General features: G+C 57.2%; 29 protein-coding genes. 4 read left to right on the top strand and 25 right to left on the bottom strand.

Going from position 1 to position 24,300, the window contains the following annotated elements; all coding sequences use genetic code 11:
• Positions 1–54: 54 nt before the first annotated feature.
• The 8 genes from BG83_RS0127315 to BG83_RS0127280 form a co-directional block, all read right to left on the bottom strand.
• Complete coding sequence (locus BG83_RS0127315) at positions 55–948, bottom strand: TrbG/VirB9 family P-type conjugative transfer protein (protein ID WP_024979722.1); 894 nt, start codon at positions 946–948, stop codon at positions 55–57.
• A complete protein-coding gene (locus BG83_RS0127310) occupies positions 945–1,838 on the bottom strand; it encodes a type IV secretion system protein (RefSeq protein WP_160169408.1) in 894 nt (297 codons plus the stop codon). The genes BG83_RS0127315 and BG83_RS0127310 overlap by 4 nt, the downstream gene beginning before the upstream one ends.
• Before the next feature lie 182 nt (positions 1,839–2,020).
• Positions 2,021–3,010: a type IV secretion system protein gene (locus BG83_RS0127305; protein WP_024979720.1), complete on the bottom strand. Its 990-nt coding sequence runs from the start codon at positions 3,008–3,010 to the stop codon at positions 2,021–2,023.
• A gap of 12 nt (positions 3,011–3,022) precedes the next feature.
• Positions 3,023–3,331 (bottom strand): hypothetical protein, encoded by a 309-nt coding sequence (locus tag BG83_RS0127300; protein WP_024979719.1) that lies wholly within the window; start codon positions 3,329–3,331, stop codon positions 3,023–3,025.
• A gap of 24 nt (positions 3,332–3,355) precedes the next feature.
• Positions 3,356–4,054: a type IV secretion system protein gene (locus BG83_RS0127295; RefSeq protein WP_024979718.1), complete on the bottom strand. Its 699-nt coding sequence runs from the start codon at positions 4,052–4,054 to the stop codon at positions 3,356–3,358.
• A gap of 2 nt (positions 4,055–4,056) precedes the next feature.
• A complete protein-coding gene (locus tag BG83_RS0127290; protein WP_024979717.1) occupies positions 4,057–6,711 on the bottom strand; it encodes a hypothetical protein in 2,655 nt (884 codons plus the stop codon).
• On the bottom strand, positions 6,695–7,030 hold the full coding sequence (locus BG83_RS0127285; protein WP_024979716.1) for a VirB3 family type IV secretion system protein: 336 nt from the start codon (positions 7,028–7,030) through the stop codon (positions 6,695–6,697). Before BG83_RS0127285 ends, BG83_RS0127290 begins: the two co-directional genes overlap by 17 nt.
• 5 nt (positions 7,031–7,035) lie before the next feature.
• Complete coding sequence (locus tag BG83_RS0127280; protein WP_024979715.1) at positions 7,036–7,422, bottom strand: hypothetical protein; 387 nt, start codon at positions 7,420–7,422, stop codon at positions 7,036–7,038.
• Between BG83_RS0127280 and BG83_RS29525 the strand changes: the two genes are divergently transcribed.
• Positions 7,421–7,732, top strand: coding sequence for a hypothetical protein (locus BG83_RS29525; RefSeq protein WP_152543783.1), 312 nt, complete (start codon positions 7,421–7,423; stop codon positions 7,730–7,732). The genes BG83_RS0127280 and BG83_RS29525 overlap by 2 nt on opposite strands.
• 119 nt (positions 7,733–7,851) lie before the next feature.
• Here BG83_RS29525 and BG83_RS28440 read toward each other — a convergent pair whose 3' ends face one another.
• The 5 genes from BG83_RS28440 to BG83_RS0127250 all read right to left on the bottom strand — a co-directional run bounded on the left by BG83_RS28440 (position 7,852) and on the right by BG83_RS0127250 (position 14,778).
• The gene (locus BG83_RS28440) at positions 7,852–8,565 is read right to left on the bottom strand and encodes a transglycosylase SLT domain-containing protein (RefSeq protein WP_024979713.1); all 714 of its coding nucleotides are present in this window, start codon (positions 8,563–8,565) and stop codon (positions 7,852–7,854) included.
• The gene (locus tag BG83_RS0127265) at positions 8,540–9,199 is read right to left on the bottom strand and encodes a hypothetical protein (protein ID WP_024979712.1); all 660 of its coding nucleotides are present in this window, start codon (positions 9,197–9,199) and stop codon (positions 8,540–8,542) included. The genes BG83_RS28440 and BG83_RS0127265 overlap by 26 nt, the downstream gene beginning before the upstream one ends.
• A 235-nt stretch (positions 9,200–9,434) precedes the next feature.
• Entirely contained in the window at positions 9,435–12,764 is a 3,330-nt protein-coding gene (mobF, locus tag BG83_RS28435; RefSeq protein WP_024979711.1) for a MobF family relaxase, read from the bottom strand.
• The gene (locus BG83_RS0127255) at positions 12,764–14,398 is read right to left on the bottom strand and encodes a type IV secretion system DNA-binding domain-containing protein (protein ID WP_024979710.1); all 1,635 of its coding nucleotides are present in this window, start codon (positions 14,396–14,398) and stop codon (positions 12,764–12,766) included. The genes mobF and BG83_RS0127255 overlap by 1 nt, the downstream gene beginning before the upstream one ends.
• Positions 14,395–14,778 carry a hypothetical protein gene (locus tag BG83_RS0127250; protein WP_024979709.1) on the bottom strand — a complete coding sequence of 128 codons (384 nt, stop codon included), beginning with the start codon at positions 14,776–14,778 and terminating at the stop codon, positions 14,395–14,397. The genes BG83_RS0127255 and BG83_RS0127250 overlap by 4 nt, the downstream gene beginning before the upstream one ends.
• Before the next feature lie 426 nt (positions 14,779–15,204).
• On the opposite strand from BG83_RS0127250, the gene BG83_RS0127245 reads away from it, so the two are divergent.
• From BG83_RS0127245 to BG83_RS0127235, 3 genes are read left to right on the top strand one after another with little or no spacing between them, the layout of a single operon-like run.
• Positions 15,205–15,705, top strand: a complete 501-nt coding sequence (locus BG83_RS0127245; RefSeq protein ID WP_024979708.1) for a hypothetical protein — start codon at positions 15,205–15,207, stop codon at positions 15,703–15,705.
• The gene (locus tag BG83_RS0127240) at positions 15,702–16,463 is read left to right on the top strand and encodes a hypothetical protein (protein ID WP_024979707.1); all 762 of its coding nucleotides are present in this window, start codon (positions 15,702–15,704) and stop codon (positions 16,461–16,463) included. Before BG83_RS0127245 ends, BG83_RS0127240 begins: the two co-directional genes overlap by 4 nt.
• Positions 16,460–16,921, top strand: a complete 462-nt coding sequence (locus tag BG83_RS0127235; RefSeq protein WP_024979706.1) for a hypothetical protein — start codon at positions 16,460–16,462, stop codon at positions 16,919–16,921. The genes BG83_RS0127240 and BG83_RS0127235 overlap by 4 nt, the downstream gene beginning before the upstream one ends.
• Before the next feature lie 1,505 nt (positions 16,922–18,426).
• Here the strand turns inward: BG83_RS0127235 and BG83_RS0127230 are convergent.
• The 12 genes from BG83_RS0127230 to BG83_RS0127180 form a co-directional block, all read right to left on the bottom strand.
• On the bottom strand, positions 18,427–18,750 hold the full coding sequence (locus BG83_RS0127230; RefSeq protein WP_024979705.1) for a hypothetical protein: 324 nt from the start codon (positions 18,748–18,750) through the stop codon (positions 18,427–18,429).
• Between the two features lie 115 nt (positions 18,751–18,865).
• Positions 18,866–19,717, bottom strand: coding sequence for an N-6 DNA methylase (locus BG83_RS0127225; RefSeq protein ID WP_024979704.1), 852 nt, complete (start codon positions 19,715–19,717; stop codon positions 18,866–18,868).
• Between the two features lie 129 nt (positions 19,718–19,846).
• Entirely contained in the window at positions 19,847–20,041 is a 195-nt protein-coding gene (locus BG83_RS0127220; RefSeq protein WP_024979703.1) for a hypothetical protein, read from the bottom strand.
• A 58-nt stretch (positions 20,042–20,099) separates the two neighbouring features.
• Positions 20,100–20,408 carry a hypothetical protein gene (locus tag BG83_RS29515; protein WP_152543781.1) on the bottom strand — a complete coding sequence of 103 codons (309 nt, stop codon included), beginning with the start codon at positions 20,406–20,408 and terminating at the stop codon, positions 20,100–20,102.
• A gap of 22 nt (positions 20,409–20,430) precedes the next feature.
• Positions 20,431–20,712 carry a hypothetical protein gene (locus BG83_RS0127210; RefSeq protein ID WP_152543780.1) on the bottom strand — a complete coding sequence of 94 codons (282 nt, stop codon included), beginning with the start codon at positions 20,710–20,712 and terminating at the stop codon, positions 20,431–20,433.
• A gap of 49 nt (positions 20,713–20,761) precedes the next feature.
• Entirely contained in the window at positions 20,762–21,751 is a 990-nt protein-coding gene (locus BG83_RS28430; protein WP_080693772.1) for a hypothetical protein, read from the bottom strand.
• A gap of 427 nt (positions 21,752–22,178) precedes the next feature.
• The gene (locus tag BG83_RS0127200; RefSeq protein ID WP_024979700.1) at positions 22,179–22,610 is read right to left on the bottom strand and encodes a hypothetical protein; all 432 of its coding nucleotides are present in this window, start codon (positions 22,608–22,610) and stop codon (positions 22,179–22,181) included.
• A gap of 422 nt (positions 22,611–23,032) precedes the next feature.
• Positions 23,033–23,275: a hypothetical protein gene (locus BG83_RS29510; protein WP_152543779.1), complete on the bottom strand. Its 243-nt coding sequence runs from the start codon at positions 23,273–23,275 to the stop codon at positions 23,033–23,035.
• 15 nt (positions 23,276–23,290) lie between these two features.
• Positions 23,291–23,479 (bottom strand): hypothetical protein, encoded by a 189-nt coding sequence (locus BG83_RS0127195; RefSeq protein WP_152543778.1) that lies wholly within the window; start codon positions 23,477–23,479, stop codon positions 23,291–23,293.
• Positions 23,480–23,504: 25 nt separating this feature from the next.
• Positions 23,505–23,738 (bottom strand): hypothetical protein, encoded by a 234-nt coding sequence (locus BG83_RS0127190; RefSeq protein ID WP_024979698.1) that lies wholly within the window; start codon positions 23,736–23,738, stop codon positions 23,505–23,507.
• 170 nt (positions 23,739–23,908) lie between these two features.
• Positions 23,909–24,061 (bottom strand): hypothetical protein, encoded by a 153-nt coding sequence (locus tag BG83_RS29620; RefSeq protein WP_160169407.1) that lies wholly within the window; start codon positions 24,059–24,061, stop codon positions 23,909–23,911.
• Between the two features lie 30 nt (positions 24,062–24,091).
• The gene (locus BG83_RS0127180; protein WP_024979697.1) at positions 24,092–24,298 is read right to left on the bottom strand and encodes a hypothetical protein; all 207 of its coding nucleotides are present in this window, start codon (positions 24,296–24,298) and stop codon (positions 24,092–24,094) included.
• Positions 24,299–24,300 lie beyond the last annotated feature (2 nt).

Genomic DNA, 24,300 nt, shown 5'->3' with positions numbered 1-24,300 from the left:
CTTTCAGCTCAGCGCGATCCTCTGTCGCCGGCTTTTCCGTTTTGTCACGCAGTCTCATTCCTTCACCGATGCGCCAGGTTGATTAAGCTCGCGTTGCACTTCAGGCGAGATGGTGTTCGTGTTTGTGTTTGATCCGGTCGGGTTGTACTGGCCGTCAATGAGGCAACCAGCAAGGCGACCGCGGCGAATGATGAGCTTCCGCGCTACGGTATGAATCACCATCATGTCGCCTTCCATGTGAAACGCTGAGCGGACCTCTGTTCCGTCTGGCTCCTTCTCATACACCTGGGGCAACGCGATCGTGTTGGGGAACAAGATGAAAGTCATCTCCCCGTTGTTGTATGCGGCCGTTGGAAGTAGCTCGTCATCACCGATATAGCCGTAATCGGCATCCAAGCGACCCTCCCGCTTGGCACGTTCGAACGCCGTGTCGATCTTGGCCTTCGCCTTGGCGGCCACGGTTGCGGGGTCTTTGGCCGCAAGGGCTTGCAGCTCCGAAGCCGGATACTGAATTTCCAGTTCCCAGGTGGTCGGCAGATACTGCTTTTGCCCACGCTTCTTCTTGGGTGCATCGTCGTCTGCGGCATCGACAGCGAAACTGTTTTCGCTCATCGCAACAGAGAACCAATACTTGTGGCGATTGGTTACGACCAAGAGGTTGGTATCGCCCTGCTGAGCACGCGGGACAAAGGCGATCTGGTTGCCGGAATACTTCACCGTCCATGCCTCCTTGTCGCCCATCCCGTAGTCAACGACTGTCTCGCCCTTACCGAATCGGATGAGCGACATCATTCCGATCTTGCCTTGCACCGCAATTACGTCCGTCGTGAAAGGAACCACCTGCAAGTGCTTGTCTTGTGTGCTGGGTGAGGGAACGGTTATTGCGTGTGCTGCGCCACACGCGAGCATCGCCGCAGCAATTGCGACACGCAGCGTGTGAGTCTTCATTTGGCAGCTCCATTGGCAATGAGATTCTTGAGCCCTTCTCGCGTCGCTGCACTAGCCGGTGCTGCGGCAACGGCTTGAGCCGGTTGCGGGTACTGAGGTGCCGGCGCAGGCTGCTGCGGATATGTTGTCTGCGCCTGCGTGTAACCCTGCTGCGCTGCCCCGACCGTCGTTAGCGGGCGGATCGGACCATCTTCGTCACGACGGTAGTTCGTCACTACGAACCCGAAGGCATTGATCGTGAAGTCATCCATGTTCTCGGGAACATTCGCCTTGTCGTATTTGAACGTCACCGTCGACACCATCCGTTGGCTTGTTGTCGGTAGTTGTCCCTGACGCTTAATCAAGTCATAGCGAACCTGCGCGACACGCACGTCACGTTCGCTAGACGGAATGAACGAGTAGGACAGGTTTTCCAGAGACCAACCATCCGCCGCCTGCATGAAGTTGAGCGGCGACTGTTTGTTCAAATCGGGCTTGTAGTAAGCGTCCCACTGACCACGCAGCTCAGGAGCGCTCATCAGCCAAACCGTCTTGTAGTTGTTATCGGCCTCACCACGAGTAAAGCCCTCTCGCGCCTTCACGTATTTGCCGAGGTCAGAGGTTGCCCGACGATTGAAATCAGGATCGTTGAACGACACAAGTGACTGGCCCTCACGCTCAACGCGATAGTCGCCGGATGCCCTGTCGACAACGATGACGGTTGCGATGATGTGTTGGAGGTGGAGCAAAGGGGCTACGGAAACGCAAACGAGAACTGCAATGCTCCATCCGCTGATCGCGCCCAGCTTGAGCAGCTTCTTCTTGCGAGCTTCTTCCTCAGCGTATCCCTGCTCCTTATCGATGTTCTCGGCATAGACCTGAACGGCTGGCTTCATACGAGGGGATTTCATGCTTGTGCCTCCGTGCAAGTCAGCGCTGCGCGAGTGGTAGGAAGATGGTTCACAGCGCGCGGCGTGCCCTTGCATTCAGGCGGCGGAGCCTGAGTTGTCCCGCACGCAGACAAAACAAGGGCCAGCCCCGTCATCGCGGCGATCGAAAAAATCTTCATCTTGTACTCCGGAAACTGGTTGTCTTATTTCTTCATTGCAGAGAGTGCGGCTGTCCGAACGGCTTGCATCACCATCAAGCCGCCGCTACCAACACTGCCGCCCTGCCCACTCGTCATGCTGGCGACGATCGTCGGCAGTTGGATTTCGATGAAGAAGAGCGGGATGCATATGAATACAAGCTGGAACGCGATGCTCAGGATGTTGAGCGTGCTCATCGCTGTCGAAGCATCGGGCGGCATCGTGGCCTGGGTCAGCAAGCCTGCGAGCTTTTCCGCCAGGCTAGCGCTCGGCGCGGCGGGAGCTAGCGCGGTTACAGCCGCCGTCAGCTTTGTCATGTAGTTGTCCGTAATCTGGACAAACATGATGATGAAAAGTGATGCAACGACGATGAGGAAGACGAAGTACAGCGCAGTGTTCAACCACGAGTAGAACAGTGCTTGCGTTTGCTTCCAGATCAACCAGATAACGAAGAACGGGCCGACAGCAAGCACGAACGCGAGGCCAAATTTGGCATACAAGATGTTGTAGGCCGCCGCAACGAGAAGCAGGATGCAAGCGACGGACACAAGCAGCAGTGCAACCAAGAGGATCACGCCACCGCCCACGTTCAGGTTCTGGAAGGAGTCAACCATGGCTGAGCCGATGCCCATACAAAGGCCCTGCATCTTGTCGCTCAGCGAGTCGAGAATCTGGCTAGGGCTTCCGCTGGTTCCGATGGCATTGGAAAGCTCGCTGGGCAACTTGAACAGCGGCGCAGAAATCCAGCTTGAGTAGTAGTTTCCAGCAGCGTAGAGAATCAGGCAGATGGTGATTCCCTTCATTACCCAGTCGTTCATTGGCGAGTCGATCTTGCCCTGCATAACAAGGAGCGACCACACCAGCGCCGACACGCCGAACATCACCCAGCCAATAGGCAGGACATACCCCGACATGCCGTTCGCGGCCTGCGTGAAGACCGACTGCAATACGCCGTCGACGTTCTGGAAGAAATCAGCAAACGTGCTGGAAGCCATGATGTACTGCCTTTACTTGAGGTTCACGCGCACACCGACAAAGCCGGCCGGATTGGCCCGGATCATCTTGTTAGCTTCGGTGTTGGCAGTCTCGAAAGCGGAGCAATTCACGCCGCGCTTGCCGCCCGCAATCTCGTCCTTGCATGCCTTGTTCAGCGCCAGCCATGGCGCGGTGTCGCTTCCGTCGTAGTAACCCTTGGCAGCCACCAAGGGTTCCGCCACGGCCTTGGGTTGATCGGGCGTGGTTGCGGCCGACTTAGGTGCCTCCTGGTCGCAGGCAGCCAGCAGAACGGCGATCAACAGAACGGTGAAATAGCGCATGTCAAATTCCTCTGAAATTGGCAATCAGAAGCGGATGCCAGAACCGGTCGTGAGCATCTTGTTGGTGGCTGCCCCGGCGTTCATGCGATCCATCCTGTCTTGCGCGTCCTGCATGACCTTGAACATCGCCAGCTTGGAAGCCTCGTTCTGCTGCTTCACTTGCTCCAGTGCAATGCGCGCTTGCAGGTCTTGCAGCGACTTGGGGTCGGGCGAGTTTTGGATGGACGAGAGGAACTGCGACAGGTTGTCGATGTTTGCTGCGGCTTGCGCATAGCCTTGCGAGCCGGTGTATTGCGCAAGCGACGCCTGTTGCCAGCGCTTGTTGCAGAGCGCCTGGGCGGCCTGGTTGCTGGAAACATTCGCGCACTGGACAACGGCGTTCTGCTGCTGCGTGTTCTGGAGGATGCCGCTAATACCAGACAGGGAACCAGAGACGTTCCCGTTCTTCAACGCGCCAAGAAGCGCTTGTTGGTCTGGCGTAAGGAACTGCGAGAGAAGCTGGTTATTCAACAGCTTCGACACGTCGCGCAAACCATTCAGCGCATCGAACTGCGACTTCATCTGATCCAACTGAGACTTCAACTGCTCCAACTGCTGCGCGGCAGTAACGAGCTGCTGAACCATCTGCAAGTTCGCAGCGTTGTCGTACGTGGAGATGCCTTGAGCCTGGACACCAGTGAAAGCGACAAACGCGCTGACTGCGAGAATAATTTTGCGGATCATGATTAGTGCCTCTTACGGAAGAATTGGGGGAGCCAAATTTCGGGCTTTTCGCCGTACTGCTCGATCAGGTCACGAACGACCATCACGTTTTCGATGCTTGCTGAGAGGACGGAAATCATGTCGTCCATGCCACTCAAGTCGTTCTTCACAACAACCGACTCATTGCCCTGCTTCAGAAGGAACTTGCCTGGCTCATCAAGCATCTCCCGTTTGACGAAGTTGAACTCACGTCGGGTGAGCTTGAGGCCGTCAACATAGTCGCTCTCGTGCGCCCGATCGTTCGGTAGCACGATCAGCGTCGGGAACTGTTGCATCAGCGTCCCCCTGATTGGGGAATTGCTGAGGTCAGTCGGGTCTTGTGTATCCAGACCGATAATGCCCTGCTGCTTGCGTACGGTTTTCGCCTTGTTCTCGATGGTGTTCAACAGGAAAGGGTCTTTCAGGGCCTTCCACGCTTCAGCGATATCAAGAACAAACGGGCTTCCATCGATACCGCTTTCGATCTTGTGGTTGATGAGCAATTGAATCGGCGTACGCGCGTACTCGTTGTCTAGGAACGAGGTCATGTCGAACCCGAAGTCGTTTGCGTTTGACATATCGAAACGATCGACCTTGTTGTCGAGCACCCAGCCGTATGGGCTATCCGGGCCAATCCATCGCTTCAGTGCAGCACGCAAACCTGTTACCAGCACACCATTCGGTAGACGCTTTGCATCCTCATCGCCCGGCAACGTGTCCATAATCCGGGCCAAACGCCGATTTGCCGCGAGTTTGTACACATCGTCAATCACGCTCAAAAGAATGTCGTCGTCTGCGCCCGAGCGCGTGTATGTCTCATCGGTCTGAGCGCACCACAACAGCAGTTCCATAATGAACAGCCGCGATTGGGGCGTATCAGGAAGCGAGAACGGATTCAGGCCGGTCGGCTTGCCAGGTTCGAAGGTGAAGTAGCGCCCCCCCATCGCCCGAATCAGAATTTCCTCGCCATAGTCCTTGTCCCAGGCGTAGGTCTTGAAGGGCCGCACACCAAGACCCTTCCGCTTTTTACGCAGCAATGCGCGAAGCTGCATTTTCGTAAGCGTCTTGCCGGAACCAGACGGGCCGATGATGATGTAGTTGCCCAGCTCCTTTTTGTGCTCTCGCGCAGCGCGCCCTTCCCGTTCACCTTCGGCGGATGCACCAGCCAGCTTGGCCGGATCGCTCACATCGTCACCACGCGAGCTAATAATGGCCGGCGCTGATACAACATCCTGCATGCTTTGCTGGTCTTCATCCTCGTCTTCAGCGTCGTCACCCTCTTCCCTCTCTTCTGTGTATTCGAGCCTGATGCCCTGGTTCTTCAGACTTTTCCGGGTGACGTGATAGTTGAAGAAATACGGTGCTCCGCTCGTGGTCTCAAATACCGTGATAGGCATCCCCCACTGGCTGCCATCTGCGCGGCCTGTGAGGAAGTTATGCATCGGGAAGAACGCAGCAAAGTTGTCCGTGCTGATCGGCATCGCATCGAGCCGTTCAGTGATGAAGTTGCCGGGCAGCATGCCGAAATACTGCGTGATGAGCTTGCCACGGCGCTTGCGGATTGCCGTCAGGTTCTTTTCTTCCAACGCGGCGACAGCAAAGCCGATACCCTCGTTGACCTCTTGGATGGAATCACCGTAGATGGTCAAGATGAATTCGTGCTCGCCCATCCCAAACTTGCCGGATGAGAGGTTGTTCCGAGCGGCCTTCAGTTCGTCCAGTTGCGTTTTGTTCGATTCTTGGTCGGTGCTTGAGAAGTTCGAAATTTGCTGGTCGAGAAACTTGTCGGCCTTGTTAATCGGCAGGAAGGTGAGCGACTGGCTAAGGATGAACTCGCACGGCAACCGCAGCAGACTGTGGAACACAGACGCGTCGATTTCCGTTGCACCATAGGGCGCTTTGAGGCCGATGATTCCTGCAAACCGGGAACGGGTCGGCCCCATGATTTCAATAATTTCCGTCCCGAAGTTCAGTTCGCTACGCTGAATGGCATATCGAACCGAATAGCTTTCGAGAGGAACCGGAGCCCATTCCCCATTGAGAATGAGCCCATAGAAGGATTGCAGCTCGGACAGGGCGGGCTTGTCTTCAAACTCTTGCACCCCAAGCACGGTCGGGTGGAAGCGGCGAAGACTGCGGCGGAGCTGATTGGTGATGCGGTCGATCTGCTCAACGCCAGCCTCAAGTAGCGCGCGGCTTCCTGTCTTGTCGAGCTTGGAGCCAAGTCGCTCAGCTCGGCCTGGTGCTGTCCGGTACACCGTCGAAAGATACAGCTCGTTCAGATAGAACGTCTTCTTGTCGACGCGCTTGGCATACTGGTCGCCAAGCATTTGAGAAAAGTGGTTGTCGTACTCGATATCGCTCAGGTCATATTGCAGCTTGCGACGAACCATGTGGCTCCACAATGCCACGCGGGTGTTGTTTGCCCCGAGGGTGTTGACGGCGGCAAATAACTGAGCCGTATAGCCATTCAACTCGTCCTTCCCCATCGTCTCAAAGGGAATGCCGTTGAATTGAATGGTGCGCGTCAAATCGCGATCAATCGTGACGCAAGTGTGGGCGTCAACCTGCGACGAATACGGAATGTATTTCGTCGCAGGTTCTTCTTTGGTAATCAGGGATTCAACGAAGGCCGTCATAGTCGTTCTTTCTTGCGTTCGGCGGTGTTGCGCAGAAGGTCACGACATTTTTCCCATGAAGCCCTTTGTTCTTGATGAAGAGCCACCAGTGGTAAAAATCCGCCTTCAAAGTCGTCAACCAATGAAAGTCTTCGGCCGTCTTCACGACAAAGTAGAAATGGATCGGGATAAGGGTCAAAACCCAAAAACCAATCAGGCGGAACAGCGCCAGGCCGACCATTGCTTCAGTGAGGAAAACAGCGAGGGGCACGTAGAGCATCAGGGCGGGGCGTTGCCCCGCCCGGATGACGACACTCTTCGCCAGCTTGTCGTCGTCCATGCTGCTCAGACGCCGCTAATGCCGCTGTTGGTGCCGACAGCGCCCTTGATGAATTGGATGATGCCCACGGTGCCAAACGCGAGGCCGGTGCCGATGAGCGAGTTGATGAAGGTCTGCTTAGGGTCTCGGGCACCGAGGAAGTTGCCGGCCTTCCAGTTCATGGCGGAACCCAAGGAAGCGATGCCGCCGACCACGCCGACGATGCCGTAGAGGGTGTTGAAGATGCTCTCGCCCGTGGAGCGCAGCGATTGGGCCATCGCTGGGTCGCTTACCACGAGAAGCGCATAGCCGCCGATGAGAGCGACAGATTGAATGCGGCCGATGCGCTCGATGGTGATGGATTTGCGTGCGGAGTTCAGCTTGCTAAGTGCTGCCTTGGTTTGCTGGATCATGACCTACCCTCTCAAAAGGGATGTTTATTTCTTCGAACCGTCGCTCGAAGATGGCTTCGAGCGTCCTAACCGCCTTGTCGAGACTCTTCCAAGTGCGGGGTTCGGACCTGTTGTGGAACTTGGTGACTTTGTGCTCTTCCGATACAGCCCCTCCCAAAAGGACGCCTACTTCCCACAGCCCCTGGTCGTTCTGCCGGAGCTTGATTTGCGCGATGTCGCCGGCCAGTGCCGCAATGTCTTGAAGTCTCATGGTTTCCCCGATGTGGTGTCAGTGTGTCAGGCGCCGGAATTACACCACATCGCGCATTAGCACCGTTCTGAGACACCAAACATGGGCAGTTGGTAAACTGTTTGTGCTCATATAGTACACTAAAAGATCATAAAAAGGAACTCCCTCCCATAGTTAAACGGGGTTGCAAAACGACTTCTCTACCTGGCGAACGTTGCCCGAAGCACCACCGGGCCAGCCTCATCCGTATTGGGTCGGCGGGCCTCCACGCGTACAGCGCTAGGGGCGACGACGGGGAACGACCTAGGCACCTCCCCGGCATCCCCAAACAGCGATTGGGATGGCGCGGAAAACATGCTGGGGCTGCTGGCATCCTCTTTTGCGACCTGTGTGACTGGCTCAGCACCCGCCACGTCGCGAGACGCATCGGTTGCCGGCATTGCCGGAAACGCTGCTGAGGGGATACCGACCCGCCCAAGAATGTCGCGGGCGTAGCCATTGCTGACGGGGTTGTGGACACTCCCCGAGTTGAAGCCACGGAGCGCGGCAAATGTCGCCCCGTCCGCGCGATAACCTGCCTTGATCGCCTGCGCGTAGAAGTTGCGATAGATCGCACTTCCAACGCGGAGATTCATGCAGGGATCAAATGCTTGCTCCCATGTCATGCCATAGCGCACAACATTCGAGATATGCACTTGCGCCAAGCCCACCGAAAATCCCTTCCCTTCTCGCGCGAGGTTAACGGCAGTTTTGACAGCTTCTTCATAACTCTTTGGTTGGGTCTTCAGAACGGCCTTGCCATCCAACCCAATCGCGTAGGGATTGAAATTCGACTCCTGGCGAACCAGCGACGTGAACAGCCGGCTATCAACGCCGGCTGCGCACACGTCAATTGCCTGAGCCTGCGCTGGCATTGCTGCTGTTATTGGCATTGCCGTTCTTGTAGAGAATCGACGCGCTCTGATAACCGCTGGATGAGCCGCCAAGGTTGAAGTAGTAGCTGTTGTCCATCGAGCCGTTGTAGACGCGCATGGCGTAGCTCGTGACCCCATTTGGAGGAATCGTGTATTCGAAGTATTGAGTGCTTGGCGTCCCGAAATCGTTTGTGGTGACGTACGTGTAGCAAGCGGCACCCGCGACACTTGGCGAATATGCCGCGCACGTCTGAATGGGGCGCAGGCATACGCCCGTGAGCACGACGGACCCGTTATCGGTTGTTGCCTGTTCGGCCGTGAAGCCAGAGGGGCACTGCACGTGGGGTTGGGAGTAGTAGGCGACCTGCGTGTTGTCCTTGTCATTGAACAAACAGGTGGGCCACGGCTTGAACTTCTTGATGAAGTTATTGATGAGCCAGTTCACGGGCGGCTGGCATTTGCTCTCCGCAGTCGGCCCTTTCGGGTTGGCAAAGCACAAGACGATCGCGCAGGGGAAGTCCTGCTCTTGAACATCCCCGTTGAAATTGGGGGATGGGGCTTGGGCTGACGCCGTGCCGCAGTAGGCGGCCAACGCCAGCGTCAGCAGTGAAACTAGTTTTTTGGCAAATCGCATAGTGACTCCTGAAAGTGCATAAACAGTACACCAAATATGTATTTATAGTAAGAGCGAGCGTGGCGCAAGCAAACGTACGTTTGTAACGGCGGATGGAGTCGTTCTCTGCATTCCCCATGAGAGGGGTTGTGCGAAGCACCATATGAAAAAAGGGCCACTTTGTTCCCAAAGTGACCCCTCAAAAGTTCCCAACAAGTTCCTAGCAAGTTCCTATTGTGCTCCCAATTCGAGCTACCTACCGCGTTCGAGACCTGCGCTGACCAGGCTTGCGCGTGCGCGATGGCGCACCTGAAATTTCCCGTGCAAGCGTTTGGCGCGCTGTTGTCGCCGCTCCCTTCTCTTGCTGCCGAATCGAGACCGCTGCCCGGAGAATATCGGCCTCACGGCGATCGTCACGCAGCTCCAGCGCGGCGTACTTTCGCGGCTCGCGGGACATGGATTCGGCCAAGCGGGAGTGGTTGTCGGTGTAGATCGTGAGGTTGTGCCTGGCCCGCGAAATCGCCACGTAGTACACAGCACGGTTGCTGGTCAGGCTCCGAGTATCGGCGTCCATGAGAACGCGATCCGTGGTCAACCCTTGCGCGCTGTGTACGGTCTGCGCGTAGCCATGCTGAGCGTGAATGGCCGCCGACCTCGACAAACGCGCGCCGTTCTCCAGAACAATCGCATCGTGGTAGACCGCCTTCACTTGGTGGCGCTCCCCGTTGTAGACGTGCTGCTTGTTGTCATTGCGGGTAATGCGCAGCCAGTCGCCCTGCACCACCTCGATCTCGGCGCGTTGATATGTCGACACACCGGCCAGCTTGCCGGCGTCCACGGTAATCGGGCTGCCGTCGCCGCCCTTCAGAATCAAGGTGTTTGCCCGCGAATCGATGGCCGTAACCTCGTAGTGCTCGCCCCGCTTCAACCCATGCAGCCCATCACGCTCGGCCAGCAACACAACACCCTCCTTGTAACTGGCAGCCTGGCGATGCTCAGCACGGGTCATGTCGAACGATTCGAGCGCCTGTACGCGCTCGCCGGCCGGAAGGTTTAGTCGTTCCCGAACGAGCTGGTTCACCTCCCGCCGCGCATCGTTGGTTCCGACAACAATGATGGTCCGATCACGCTCTTCCGCAGTTTGAGAGGTGTAATCGACAGCGATGGCCTTATGACGGTCTTCGGGCTTCTCAATTTGCTGCACGCGCTCTTTCAGCAGGAGAACGGAGCCGCCAATGTTGTCGTTCGCTGCCTTTTCAACGGCCGCTTTCAGCTCCGCGTCCTTTTGCCGTTGAATCTCGGTGATGTGCGCAGTTTGCATGCCGGCATCTTGAAGCTGCTCGAACGGCTTGCCGGCCTCCACCGCCTGTGTCTGCTTTCTGTCGCCCAGCAGGACGAGACGAGCCCCATGCTGTTCAATGCGCTGCATCAGGTCTTCCATCTGGTGTGCAGGAACGACGCTGGCCTCATCCAGAAACACGATCGTTTTGGGACTAAGCAAACCGGGCTCTGGCTCCTTCGCCAGAAAGGACGCCAAGGTGTTCGATTCCATCCCCAGCTCTTTGAGGGCCTTGTTCTGCGATCCATACGGAGCCAAGCCGATGACCTTGTACCCCTCCCCGGCTGCCTGCTTTTGAGACTCTTCCTTGATCGCATTCACTTGCTTGCTGAGTGCGTGACTCTTCCCCACGCCCGCGAAACCCTGAATTCCAACAACCCTGTTCGTTGTGGTCAACACAAGCTTTGCAGCGTCACGTTGCCCGGCGTTGAGGTCGCTGCTAGCCAGCATCGCGTCAACCTCAGCCGCTGACTTAATCGGAGCAACAGTCTCCCGCCCCAACCGTTCCATCCAAAGAATCCGCAGTTCGCGATTGCGCATGTCGGTCGTGGTGTACCGCTCTTCCGTCTCCACAAGGCGGCCACTCGCAATAGCTCCGTCGACGGTCTTCTCTGCCCTAGCCTGGTCATAACCTTCGACGTGAACAAGCATCGAGACCCATGAAGCGCGCGTCAGCTTCTGAAGGTCGTTGTCGTGCCGGAATTTCTCAAACTGCTTGTCGACGGCCTTTGTCTGAGACTCGCGAGAAAACGACTTCGCGGTCTGATACAACGGCAGTTCAGGAAGAAGCCGGCCATCAGCCTTGGCGCGTTCCAGCTCGCGATCAATTTCTGCCACACCGCCCAGAGCCTTCAGGTATGCCCGCTCAAGCAGCTCCCCACGGGTAAAGATGCCCTGCCGCTCGGTCAAGTGTTCAATCGCAAACTCAAGCGCCGCCTTCGCCTTACCTGATCGATCAATGCCATGCTCAGGGGTCTTTGCGTCATGCTCAGGGGTCCGCGCGGGTGCGCCGGCTTGCGGCTTAGCTTCTTGAGGTAATGAGGATGCCGGTTCGTCCCGAACAACGGCCGCTGGCACCTTCTCGTCCGCTGGAGCGGCCGGACCACCGCCGCCACCACCAGGACGAGAACCAGAATCGCCAGGCGCTTGCGCGCCCTGCCCTTGGTCAACCTTTTTGCCGCTCTGCGGTTCCCCTGCGCCCTGCGGCGATTGCGTGCCAGGCTTTTCGCTGGCGGAACCACTGGGCGGTGGCTCCTTTGGCATCGATGAGCCGCTATTCGCCTGATCGGGCGTGACTGGCTTTCCTCCACGGTCATCGATCGTCGGCACTCGTAGTGGCGCAACGCGATTTTCTGGAGCCGCCTCGGGGATCTCTATGCCAGCCTGCTTCAAAGCATCGCGCCACTCCTGGCGCAGCGCGGCGCGATCGCCCTCGTCCTTCCGCTTCCGCGTGTTCTTCGTGATCGCTTGCTTCATGCCTCCTGATGCTGTGTCCCTGGTGAGACCTTGCGCATCAAGTTCTTGCTCAATCATGCGGCTGCGCTGGCTGAATAGCTTGATAGCCGCATCCGGCACAGAGGCCATCTCGAAGCCATCTCGTGTCGCACGGATTTCGTAACCCATATCCTCAAGCCGCTGGGCAAGCTGCGCTCGGTAATAGGCTCCGACCACCTTGACGCTCTTCAACATCTCTTCGTTTGCGATGGCAGTCCAGCGGCCATCTTCACGCTGCGTGAGATTCATCGTCACCGCATGCGTGTGCAACTGTGGGTCTTGATCGCGCGATAGATCATGCTGAAATTTCGCGACAACAAGCTTGTTGGTGTGCTCACGAAACGAGATACGCTTGACCTTCTTTCTCGCGACAACTTTGCTCTGCATGAGCTTGAGCGCATCTTTGACTGCTTCATCGTGCGCAGCGATGACGCGGCGATCGCCGCTCACCAGCGCAACGATACTCACGCTTTTCGGTGCACTGAAGGTGAAGTCGATACCCAACCGAGGGTTGACGCGCTTGCCGTCTTTATCCGTCTTCGGCGCGGGCTTCCGAACAACACGGCCATCGGGCAACTTGCCGTCAAGAAGCTCTTTGAATGTTTCGCGATCGACGCCCCCCTCAAGGCCAAGCGCAGTCGCGCCATCTCCATCCCATTCGCCTCGATGGCCTTCCTTGGTGTAGTAGTCGTCGGTTTCTTCGTAGTAGCTCGCGGCCTGACGAGACTCTTTGACAAACGAGAAGGTCAGCATTACTCGTCGCTCGCAAAATTGAGAGTAGACACCGAGTTGAAGTCAGGGGCGGTTGTCCAACGGTTCTCCGCCATAACAAGGGGCTCGATAACGCTCTTGCGGTTCTTGTAGAGCATCGTCACGCGCGAAATAGGGAAGTTGCCCGAATACTTGAGGTAGCCGGTGAGGTCGGGCAGGGTGTGGAGCTGCGATGCCATCACCACCCGTTCCTTTTCCTTGTCAAAGGACGTGCTGGCACTCCTGCCGCTGGTCTCGCGTTTGCGGATAACCTCGTGCTCGCCCAGGCCCCTCGAAATTTCTTCAGACGTGTAGGTATCCATTTCCGCCACACCCAAGCTGAGCGTGCTGCGCAGACTGTTCCGCAGGGTCAGGGCATCGTCCTTGCCGTTGGTTGAGTTGAGCTGCGCGTACGATTGGAACCCGGCAAGGATGTACAGCTTGTGCTTACGACCCTTGGTCGCGGCAGGAATGAGGTAATTCAGCTTCTCCAACGAGTCCAGTTCGTCAACGACCAGATGAAGGGCAGGGCGGTGCTTGTCGATTGGCGTCGACAAGGCAGCGGCGCAAGCCACATCAAACATGCACGAGATGAGCGGTTTCAACGCGTGGAGCTGATCTTCCCGCCATGTAATCCAAAGGTTGCCGGTGCCGGTATCAATCCAATCCCGCAGAACAAAGTCGTTGGCAGCCTTCTCCATGGCTGACAGATACTTGTGTGGAGTGATGTAGCGCGTCAGCACAGTCCGTACGCTGCCAAGGGTTTCCTCCGCGCCGTGGAACATCCCGGCCGCCGCCGTGTCCGCGAGCATTTCCTGTAGCTGTTCGTTCGGCGCGATGGCCAGCCAGTAGACCAACTCGTCCGTGGTGCCCCGTTGCAACCGCCACAGCTTCAACATAACCTCGGCGGTAATCGTCCGTGCCATAGCGTTCCACTGCTCCTGCTCCGTCGACGGACTTTTTGGAATAACGCTGACTGAAAATTGCTCCACGTCGAATGGAACGCGAATTTCGTTGAAAATACCCCAAGAAACCGAACGCTTGTCAAACGGGTTGAGGATTTTGTCGCCCGGCCTGTAGAATTTCTCCATAAACTGACCGTTAGGGTCAACACAGATAATTCGATCCGGCTTTGAATTTGGTCTCCACCATTTGGGTAGATTCCTCGCCAGGGCAGATTCAATATAATCTGCGATTGCCTGCGATTTACCGGAACCGGTGGAACCGATCGCGCTAGCATGCTGCCCTTCCACCTTCGTTGGCATCGGAATGCCACCCAAGCGAAGCTGTTCAGTAAACCAACTACGCGTCATATCCGCCAACTGCGCAGCACTAACCATGCGAGTGCCGCGCAAAAACATCATAAAATCCGCGCCATCAAAACCGCTGCGGGTGTAGAAGGCGATTACCGCGAAAATAACGAACCCGTACAGAAAGGCAATAAGTGCCGGAACCCAAAGTAGGGGAGTGTGCGGCGTCGAGAGCAGCGCATAATAAAGTGCTTTCGCATATTGACCTCGGGGGAGGGTGTACGTCCGATTGGCCGCCCAAAACCACGCCCCCACCGTCATCCCCAGCACCATCAGGAACAGCCACCCCTTGTGTCGGTCGTCATACCGCCGCGAACCTGCGCTCATAGTCCACCCCCAGCCTTCAAAAAGTCTTCCACCGCCTTCGAGCTGACGTAGCGGTCAATGACCAGGCGAGCGTCCTTCCCGAGCGACATGTGAAGCATCAAAAAGATAGCGGCAAGCAGCCGCAGTTCTGTATCCCGGTCGTGCTCTTTTTGTTCCTCGGCGTCGCCGGAGCTGGAACCATTTCGCCTCATATCTGAAAGCATCGATAGAACCATTTCTGAGTTGCGCCGCAGCTCAGATAGCAAGCCTTCACCGGGGTTCAGGTTGCCGAAATAGACCCGCTTGATGTGAGGGCCAAGGTCGGCTTCCCCTGCAATTTCCATCTGCCGGCGCATAAACGCCTCTTCCTCGTCCTTCAGTCTGACGCTGACCACCCTCATAGAACACCTTGTATGACAAACAAATGTTGAAATTACGCGCATCCTACACCCTCGTGTATGACAAAGTAAGCCCGCGCATACCACTGGTTTTGTCGTGAAGCCAAGTGGAGCTTGGCTTCACAGCACCTCGCAAGAGGTGCGTATGGTGTGTGACCCCTAGGACCGTAGGTCGACCAGCCGCTTTTGGACCGTGCCGGGGCCGTTTTTGGACCGGTCGGGCCATCAAAGGGCGTATTTAACCCGTCTTTTGTGGTGTTTGGATCACTTATGAAGATGCGGCAGGGATAGCATCTGTAGTAAGATGTTCCCTAGATGTTCCCTACACGTTCCTACAACGTTCCTTTTCTGTTTCTTTTCAGCAAAATCGCTACGCAAAGTGTTCCCTTTTAGTTGCCTTTAAGTACCCATCAAGTTACTATCAAGCCCATGGAATCCACAGACGAACTCGCCAACATAGAAGCCATGGCCCGCACGCTGGTCGCTCAACAGTTGCGATCTAAAGCGGTCCTGCTGGAGCGCTTGTTGCCGCTCATCGACGAAGCCAACGCACTCGGCCACACGCACGCGAAGATTCAAGAGACTCTGCAAGCGGCCGGCCTAGAGATGACGCTGCCGGTCTACATGCAGACCCTGAAGCGGGCGCGCAAGCGCGCTAGGGAACGGGCTGCGACCGTCACGGCTGGATCGATCAAACCGCAGCAGCTTGGCGGGCCAGGCGGGTTGAAGAGTGGTTCACCTGATCCAATTAGTAGTGGTTCACATGAACCAAACCGAAGTGGTTCACATGAACCAAAGCAAGCCGAGGTAACGCCGTCACAGGGAAGTGAGGGGGACGCCTTAGAAGTTCGTACCGCCTTGAGGGAAGCACAAAAGGCTTATCAAACTGATTATCGAAACATCGCCCGTCAGAATAGGAAACCGACATGACCACCAAAGACCTGAAAATCGCCGTCATCAACCTGAGCGGGAACGTTGGCAAAACCACGCTCTCCGTCAACTGGCTTGCGGCAAGTCGCCCGAAGGCGAAATTCATTTCGGTCGAAATGCATAACGCCTCTGTCGCCAACGAGGTCGAAAGTGTTCAGGCTGAAGAATTCTCGGCGTCCGAGTTTCGCGAGATTTTCAAACAGCTCATGCTGCACGATGACGTGATTATTGATGTTGGCGCATCGAACGTTGTCGGCTTCATGTCGGAACTGACGCGCTATAAGAGCGCTATCGGTGAGCTTGACCTGATTATCGTGCCAACCGTTCCGGCCGATAAGCAGCAGAAAGACACCATCGCGACTATCGAATGGCTTTCCAAGCTGGGGATTCCGGCCAGCAAAATCCGCGTTGTCTACAACATGTATGACGGCGGAGAAAGCGGTTTGCTGGCGGTCGAACAGGTTTATGCGCAGATTAGCGGCTACGCCATGACGGACGGCAAGAGTAAGGCCACTTATGAACCGCACATCGTTATCAGGCAAAACGAGGTGTTTGATTTGGTCCGCCGCAAGAACATTCGCGAGCTGGCGGAAGATCAGACGGACTGGAAGGCCAAGCGAGCAGAGGCTAAGGCTGCGGGCGACTTCGAAATGGTTGAACAGGCCATCGAGCACCAAGCGGACCACGACTTGGCCGTTCACGCGTACGCCAACCTTTCGACCGCAACCGAACAGCTCTTCGGCAAGGCCAAGAAATGAGCGAAGCGGCCAAGCAGCAGGAGGGCGGCCCCAACACGCGGCGCGATGCCGCTATGCGGATTCTCCTGGGCGAGTTGCATGAGACTTTCGATAGGGCGGAAGCCCTCATGAACGACGTGCAATCGGTAGAAAAGCAATTGAAGGAGACCGCGCGCACGGTTCAAGATAGCGCGCGGATGGCCCAGGACGCTGCCCGGATCGCAAAGGCAGCAACCGCAGCACCTGAACCTGTTGCCTTGGCCGCTCCCGCCCCACAAATCCCCCGTGCAACACTCGCCATCGTCGGTGTCTTAGCCGGCTTGGCGGCCAGTCTCGTTGTGGTCGCGGGAATGTACGTACTCAACAGGGATCGCGATGATGCGAAAGTGGGCCGCGCGGTAAAGGCTGCGTTCGCGACACTCGACGCAGCCACCCAAGCCAAGCTGCAAACGGCCATCAACAAAGCCCCTGAGCAGTGATTGCGGGGGAAAATCCCCAACATCATGCGAATAATGTCCGGGTATTACAGTTAATGACACTGTAATGCCCCTTTTTTTACCCTCCGTTACTGCAACTAGCGTCAGGAGTGTCCGCGCCTATGCAGGATCGGTAGGAGTAGGGCGGCCGGCAGAACTCCGGGCGGTTGCCGCGCGACTCAGCGCGACTCGCGGGACCGAGTAGCGGGTATCACCATCAACGCCAGACCCAGGCCGGCACGCGAAGGAACCCCCCCTCTCTGCAAGCCAGCTTTTCACAGCGCTCGCCGGCCGGCCGCGTCGGTACGGGCTTCGGCGTTGGCCGACCTGGCGCATTCCCAGCGCGCGAAAAATGGGGGAGCGACCGGCCCGTAAGTGGCAGGGGCGCGGTGCGGTTGTCCACGGGCCGCCAACGGCGGACGGTGGGCAACCGCACCCCCATTTCCATGCCAGAGCTGCTGCGCCGGCACGCGGGAATGCGCGGCGCTTGCACGCAAGCGCCTGGCGCGGTGCCGGCCGCCGCGCCAGGTTCGCGGCGCGCGAAAAATGGGGAAGCGACCGGCCCGCAAGAGGCAGGGGCGCGGTGCGGTTGTCCACGGGCCGCCAGCGGCGGACGGTGGGCAACCGCATCCCCATTTCCACACCAGAGCTGCCGCGCCTGCACGCCGCGAATTGCTCCCACTCTGCGGCGGAAGCCGCCACTTGTCGGTGCGGCCGCCAGCTCGCGCTAGCGCGAGCTGGCGTAGAATTGGCTCACATGAACCAATTGGATCATGTGAACCAACTGGTTCACATGATCCAAAATCGTCCACTACAGGGTTAAATGCAAACGCCCCACGGCAAGCCGTGGGGCGCTCATACTTTTGCGAGCCTGGCCGCTATCACCAGCCTGAGTAGGGCAGCCGCTCAGCGCGCCCTCGTTCTCCAAACGCGCGGCAGAAAGCCCGCGCGCCAGATTCCCAGCAAACTAGTCGCAGTGAATCCGACCTGTTGCACCAACAGACCATATCGACCGATCCCAACAGCAAGACCAGCCATCGCTAGGTTTGCAGCGAGAAACCACAACCAGCCATAACGGGAAATGCGACTGTGCGTCGCCAACAGAAACGCACCAGTCAACCCCATGGCAGCCCCCGCCCATTCAAGAACCGTGAGCAAGTTCATGACTTCAACCCCTCCTGTTCGAATGCGGCCAGCACGGTGGAAGCCCTCGACAACCAAGCCGCCCGCGCTTTTGAGCCAAGCGGCATCAACCGCAACCCTTCGCGCAGCACATGTGCAACGCCATGAAACGCGGGGCTAGGTGCCATCTTCACGTAAGCAATCGAATCGCATTCCGGGCAACGACCAACGGGGGAGGGGTCGCCAGGAGTCAAGGCACATTCCTCAATTTCTGCGGTATCAGCCGCAACGCCGACCCAACCGCAGTTACCGCAGCAGGAGGGTTGGCAGTCATCAACATGATCGACGGTTGCACGGTATCGAGAGGTAGTCATTGCACAAGCCCCTCAATCGAGAAGAACGCGAGTAGCCACAAGATCATCAAGGCGCAGCTTGTCGCTCGAATCCCTAGAAATGAGACAGTGGAAGACGGGCACACCCAGGCGGGTTGCTTGCATCCATTCGCCGGGCACACCGCGCTCCGGTGCCGTGCCGGCAACGGGGCGAATGTTCAGCTCCTTCAGCTTCGCCCGCGCTTCGGTGTCCTTGGCTTCCAGCCAACAGAGGCTGTACGTGCTGCGGAAGTTATGCTCCATGTAGAACAGGCGCTCGGCCGGCTCTTCACCGAGTTCAGGGTGATAAATCATTGCGTTCCCCACATCGATCGACATGTGGAAATTATACCTTTCGTATCTCGTTTTGTCTATCTTTAATGCGATAGATTTTCCTTAACTTTGCGCGGCTTTGATAGCCGTTCCTACCCCGAGACGGGAAGGTTTGCCGGCATCAGGCGAATAGATCGAGCTGGTCTGCCTTCTCGATCCGCTTCGCTACAATCGCCGCACGTTGTGCGTCGATTGAAGTTGGTTCAGCAGCAAGCTTCGGCGCGTCCCCAGCCACCGGAGCAGCGGCCTCGGCCGGCTTGCGCTCGCCTTCGGCGCGTTCGCGCCGGTTGAGCCGAACATCCCACATGCCCAGGACATGCGCGGGCGTCACCCAGTGGCCCCAGGTCTTCTCTGGCCACAACGCGTTGCCATGAATCACGATTGCAGGAATGTGCAGCAATGAGAGCTGGATATAGGCCATGTGTACGGCGGTCAGGTCAATATCCGTCGTGGTGACATGCATGGCCTGCTGGTAGTTGATTCCCTGATCTTGGATCGCGTGAGCCGTTGCGATCACCATCGCACCGGCCCCGGCTGTCGGCTCATTGAGCGTGAAGAATCCCTCTTTCTCGATCACGGCCGCAACGTTGGATGTGACGATCTTCGCCATCAGGTAGGACACCTCATAGGGTGTGAAGAATTGGCCCTTCCAATGATCGCCAAGCTCCATCGCCATGAAGACTTGCCCGAGACAATCGCACATGCCCGCGCTCAGTGCCTCGACAATGCACCTCAGCATGGCGGGGAAGCGCTCAACTTCTTCACGCTCATAGCGAGCAACGATTTCCAGATAGCGCGCTTCACGTTCCTCGTATTGGCTCCGGTCAACCGAGTTGCTGATGCTGAGGGCAGCCATCTCGCAAAAGTCGCGGAAAACCTCGTGCCGGCGATAACGTCGCGAGTTCATCTCGACCAGCTTCACAAACTCTTTCTGTGCGGCGTCCAGTCCGGCCGACTGTGTTCTCTTAGCCATGTCTTCGCTCCCTCAAAGGTGAGAGAACTATACCCAAGGTATCTCGTTTTGTCTATCTCTTGATGGTAAAAAAAACCCTGGCAGAATTTCGCCAGGGCAAAGTTGCGCCTCCGGGGGTGGGTCGCGCATTCAGTGAGGGTTGGATTCCTGCACAAATCGGATGATTGCGCCTTCCAGCGAGGCCGCCACGTCGGACATGTCGGCTTTCAGGCCAGCGCCACGTACTGCATCCGTCGCGGCTTGAAACGCCGCTTCAACGGCTTGCTTTTGTGCGGGTGGCAGCTTGTCGCGCAGCTCGAACCACTGCAAATCTTGTTTGGTCATTGGCATGGTGCATTTACCTCGTGTTTTTGATCGTTAGGCAATGAACAGGGCAGGGGAGTCAGCGGCCAGGTGGGCGCTCGCCGGGTTCTGCTGAACGTAGAACCACGCATTGCCCCGGAGCCTGGGAGATGTTTCCAGACTCGTCCAGATCGAAACAGGTGCCGCCAGCATCCCGTACGCCGCCATCGACAATGCGGATCGGCGGCTTTGCGTCAGCCTTTCCTTGATCGCGAAGCGGATCAGTAGACCGCTGTTCGCTGTAGACCGTAATAACGGTGATCGGGCGAGCCGCAGCCAGCGTGAACGCCTGTGCGCTCGTTCCGAAAGCTGCCAGGAGAATGACGCATGCGGAGAGAGTCGATTTCATGATGGTTTCCGTATTCGGTTGGTTAGGCGTTCGGATCAAAGTGCGGCACGACGTTGCCAATGCGCACCGCAATGTGCTTAATCTCGGTTGCGCGCGGTACATCAGGAATTGCGCACAACTCGGCCGCATCGCCGGGCGCATAGTCGATGCGCGATCCAACAATATTTTTTGGATCGACTACCTCCACGTGCGCCCAGTACGATCCGTCTGAGCATCGCGAAACCTCGATGTGACCGCCTGGAAACTGAACCACGGCGGTGCTCGGTTCCGGGTTGCGCTTATCGCCTTTGAACGTGATTTGCACTGCGTCTTCGGAGTGCGTCACTCTTGCTCTTGCCATTTCGTCGCCCCTTTCAGCTTTGCTCGTCGTCGTCTGTCTCGGACGGCTTGCCATCGCCCAAGAGGCTTTGCTGGCGCGGATCGCCCTCGGCATCCGCTCCACCCTCCGGGCCGCGAAGCTTCTCAGCTTCGGCGTGCAGCTCCATCAGCTCTTTGAGATACCGGGCAGAAACGGGGATCGTCTCGTCGTCGCCAGCGAGAGCAACCTTGCCGCGCAACTCGTCAGGCATCGCAGAAAACATGTCTCCGACGTTCTTGGCATAACGGTTTGCGAACTTCGCTGGCAACCGGCGCGCGGACTCAGGATTGCGGGCGGCATTCGTCACTCGTCGCGTGACTTTCTTCGGCTGGCCGTCGCTTGTCTCGTCGCCCACGCCACGCGCCGAGTCGGATAGCTCTTGAAGAAGCTTGCCCGCGTCATCGCCATATTCGCGGATTGCTTGGAGAGCAGCCCCTACCGAGACCCGCTCAAGCGCAAGAAGGTCTTGTACATCGGCGTTTGCGTTGGCGAGTGTCAGCGCCTGCTCAACGTGCGTGATCGAAACATGCCGACCCGCACAGATATCCTGCTTAGACCAGCCGAATTTCAGGAGCCGCTTGTAGCCAAGCCCCTTTTCCAAAGTCGAAAGCGGGCGGCTACCATCGCCGGAACCGAGCATGTGCAATACGCGATCAACGTTATTTCCGTCGACCTCGCGAACGTCCACCTTGCGAACTTCGTGCCCCTCCGCAATCGCCAGCATGATTGCCGCGTGGCGACGATGGCCGTCGTCAATGACTTGCGTGCCCTTGTGTACATCGATCGGCGGAAATACCGCGCCCGCGATGTACATCTCCTTCAGAAGATTGATGGACTCCTTCAGCGCTGGCGTCTCAATGCGCAGGTTGAACCCAGGCTCAACCTTGAGAATTCGCGGATCGACCTGATAGATGGTCTTCTTGGAGACAGCATCGTTGCCTTTGTCCTCCGCCATTTGCTTCAGCGACTGCGACTTGGTGCTCATTGTGTAACCCCCTGTCAGTGCTTGTTCGTTCACCATGGGAATAATTCTAACCTGCGTATCTCGTTTTGTCTATCTCTATTTAGATTGAATTTTCCGATCAGCTTGATTACCTGATAGCCACCGATCTGCCCGCCAAATAAAAGGCCCGTTCTCGGGCCTACGTCTTTACGCTGCCGGGCCGGTGCCCACCTAAGCGGCAGCAACAATGTCGTTCACAGTGAGACAACCAGCGAAGATGCGCCCGCTCTTATGCCAGCCCTCGCGAGTCCCGCACGGGTATGCGCCAACACACCGGAAATCGTGTTTCTGCGAGGCCGATTCAACCGTCACAACCGCGCCGCTCCGTGTGAGATATTTCCCCGGCGCGGTAATAATGGTTGGGAGCAAAACAAGGGGAGCGAAGTAAGCAGAGGCCATAGCCACGCCCTCAGAGCAGCGATGCCGGGATTGCCTCGCACCCGATTTCATAGTTGTCGATAAGGTGCTGGTAGCTCTCGCATGCTTCTGCGCCCCTTTTCCGCAGGAATGCCAGATGGGATTCCTGGGTCATGTGGTCAGGCGTGACGCGACCCGTATAGAACAGCGCCAGGGATCGCACGTGTTCGCCTACGTCGGCAGTTTTCACGGAGCCGTGATACAGGTCGTAGCGCCCCTTGTAGATGAATCCGTCGTCAAACTCGATCATGAAATCGCACTTGTCGTAGCCGCCGTTGGCTGGTGCCGTCGCGCTCCATGCCCTCAGAACACCATTTGCTTGCTCAAACGTGCTGCACTTTTCCGACCGACCGCAAGCACCAAACGGGCCTTCTGCACGAGTAACAACAATGGTCTTCATTCCGATCTTGGTTGCTGCGGTCATGACGCGATTCCTCTTTCCGTTTGCAGTGTCTGTCTCGATCGCCATGTAAACAATTATACGTTTCGTATCTCGTTTTGTCTATCCCTCGATTGATTGATTGTTTTAATGCCGCTCACTGTTCGATAGGGTGCGCCGATTGGCATGAGCGTCTGATAGACCCCCCTTATTGCAAGCCAGCTCTGCCGTTGATGACCGGCCAGGCGTATTCCGCTGGTGCTGTCCCTTGCCCGACAGTCCGGGGGACTGTCGGGTGTGCCGGTAGGGGCTGGGGCCGTAGCCCTCGGGGCCGCACAAGCGGCCACGACCCCGTATCCCGGCACAGGACACCAGCGGCCACCAACCTTCGCGAACCATCGCCCAAACGCAAAACGCCCCTCGGCATTCACCAAGGGGCGTCATGGTTATCCCTTTCCAGAGTTGTGCTAGGCACCCCCCCAGGTCAGAAGCGCTTTCAGGTTTTCGGCGTCCAAATATCCGCAGCCCTCATCAGTGCGGACCGCTTCACGCCCATCCACATCGACAGTTATAACGTCTCCATAGACGCCATGCGTATCGCTGCACGGGTCGCAGGACCACGAAATCGACGCGTTGTATTCGGTCAGCAACGTTTGAAGCTTTTGGAGAAATTCGGCACGACGCTTCGCAGCCTGTTCGGTTGTCAGCACGGGTTGCCTCTCTGCTCAGTTGCCAGCGGTGGCACAAGCGGATTCAATGAAATCGCTTGCCAAGCAACGGGGTACATCCCATCCCCAATCGGTGCGCAGCACTTCTTGCAAATCCTCCACTGCGTTGCTGTTGCTCGCGTTGCGAGCCTTCACCTCTGCGATCAGCTCGCGCAACTCACTCGGAATCGTCATCGGCGTTTTCATCGCCATCCCCTTTCATCCAGTAGCGTTAAATGGCGATGCCCTTGTCGGCTTTGTCAGCGAGTATCACGCGACCGCCGATCACTTCCAGCACAGCCGCGCCGGGGTGTTCTTCCATGAAGGCATTGGCTTCGCGCGTGCCGTCCTCACTGTCGGGAAACTCAGCCACGATGGCGAACGACCGGTCGAAAAGGGTGTGGCGCTTTTGACGTGGCTGCGTAGCTTCCGTCAGCTCACGCGTGTTCTTGATTTCCGGCTTCATGGTTTCATCTCCCTCGATCACTATGGGACTAGTATAATTCACGTATCTCGTTTTGTCTATCTCATTGCAATTGCATTATTTGATGGCTGTCGATTGGCGATAGCTATTGCCGCAAAGAGAAACGCCCCTAGGCGTTCGCCAAGGGGCGTTCTCTGTCCATTCCTCGGGTGTCAGTCGATCACGACTACCGTGCCGCCTTGGCGCTCGGCTGCGGCCTTGGCGAGCTGTTCGTCGGTGTATTCGGTGGCCTCCATCCAGTCAGCGGTCCATGTGTTCCACGCGGTCAGGTACTTGCCATCGCGGCGAATGATGAAGACGGGCATTGCTGTCTCTCGTGTGTTCAGTGGCGGGGGTTAGGCAATCGCGGTCCTGCTAATCCGGATCATCTCTGCCCGCAGCTCGTTGTAGTCCATCGACATGATTTTTGCCTTTGCTTCGATTTTCGATTCCAGGCTGTCAAGCGGGTTGATGTTTGCCATCAAATCCTTGCGCGCCGTTTGGCAAAACTTCAGCATGTCAGCGCCGCCTTGGTTCGGGCTGTATTGGTTGTCGCGTGCCATCG

Origin of the sequence: Ralstonia pickettii (genome assembly GCF_000607165.1) — a bacterium.
Classification (GTDB): domain Bacteria; phylum Pseudomonadota; class Gammaproteobacteria; order Burkholderiales; family Burkholderiaceae; genus Ralstonia; species Ralstonia holmesii.
This window is presented reverse-complemented; position numbering and strand designations above follow the sequence as displayed.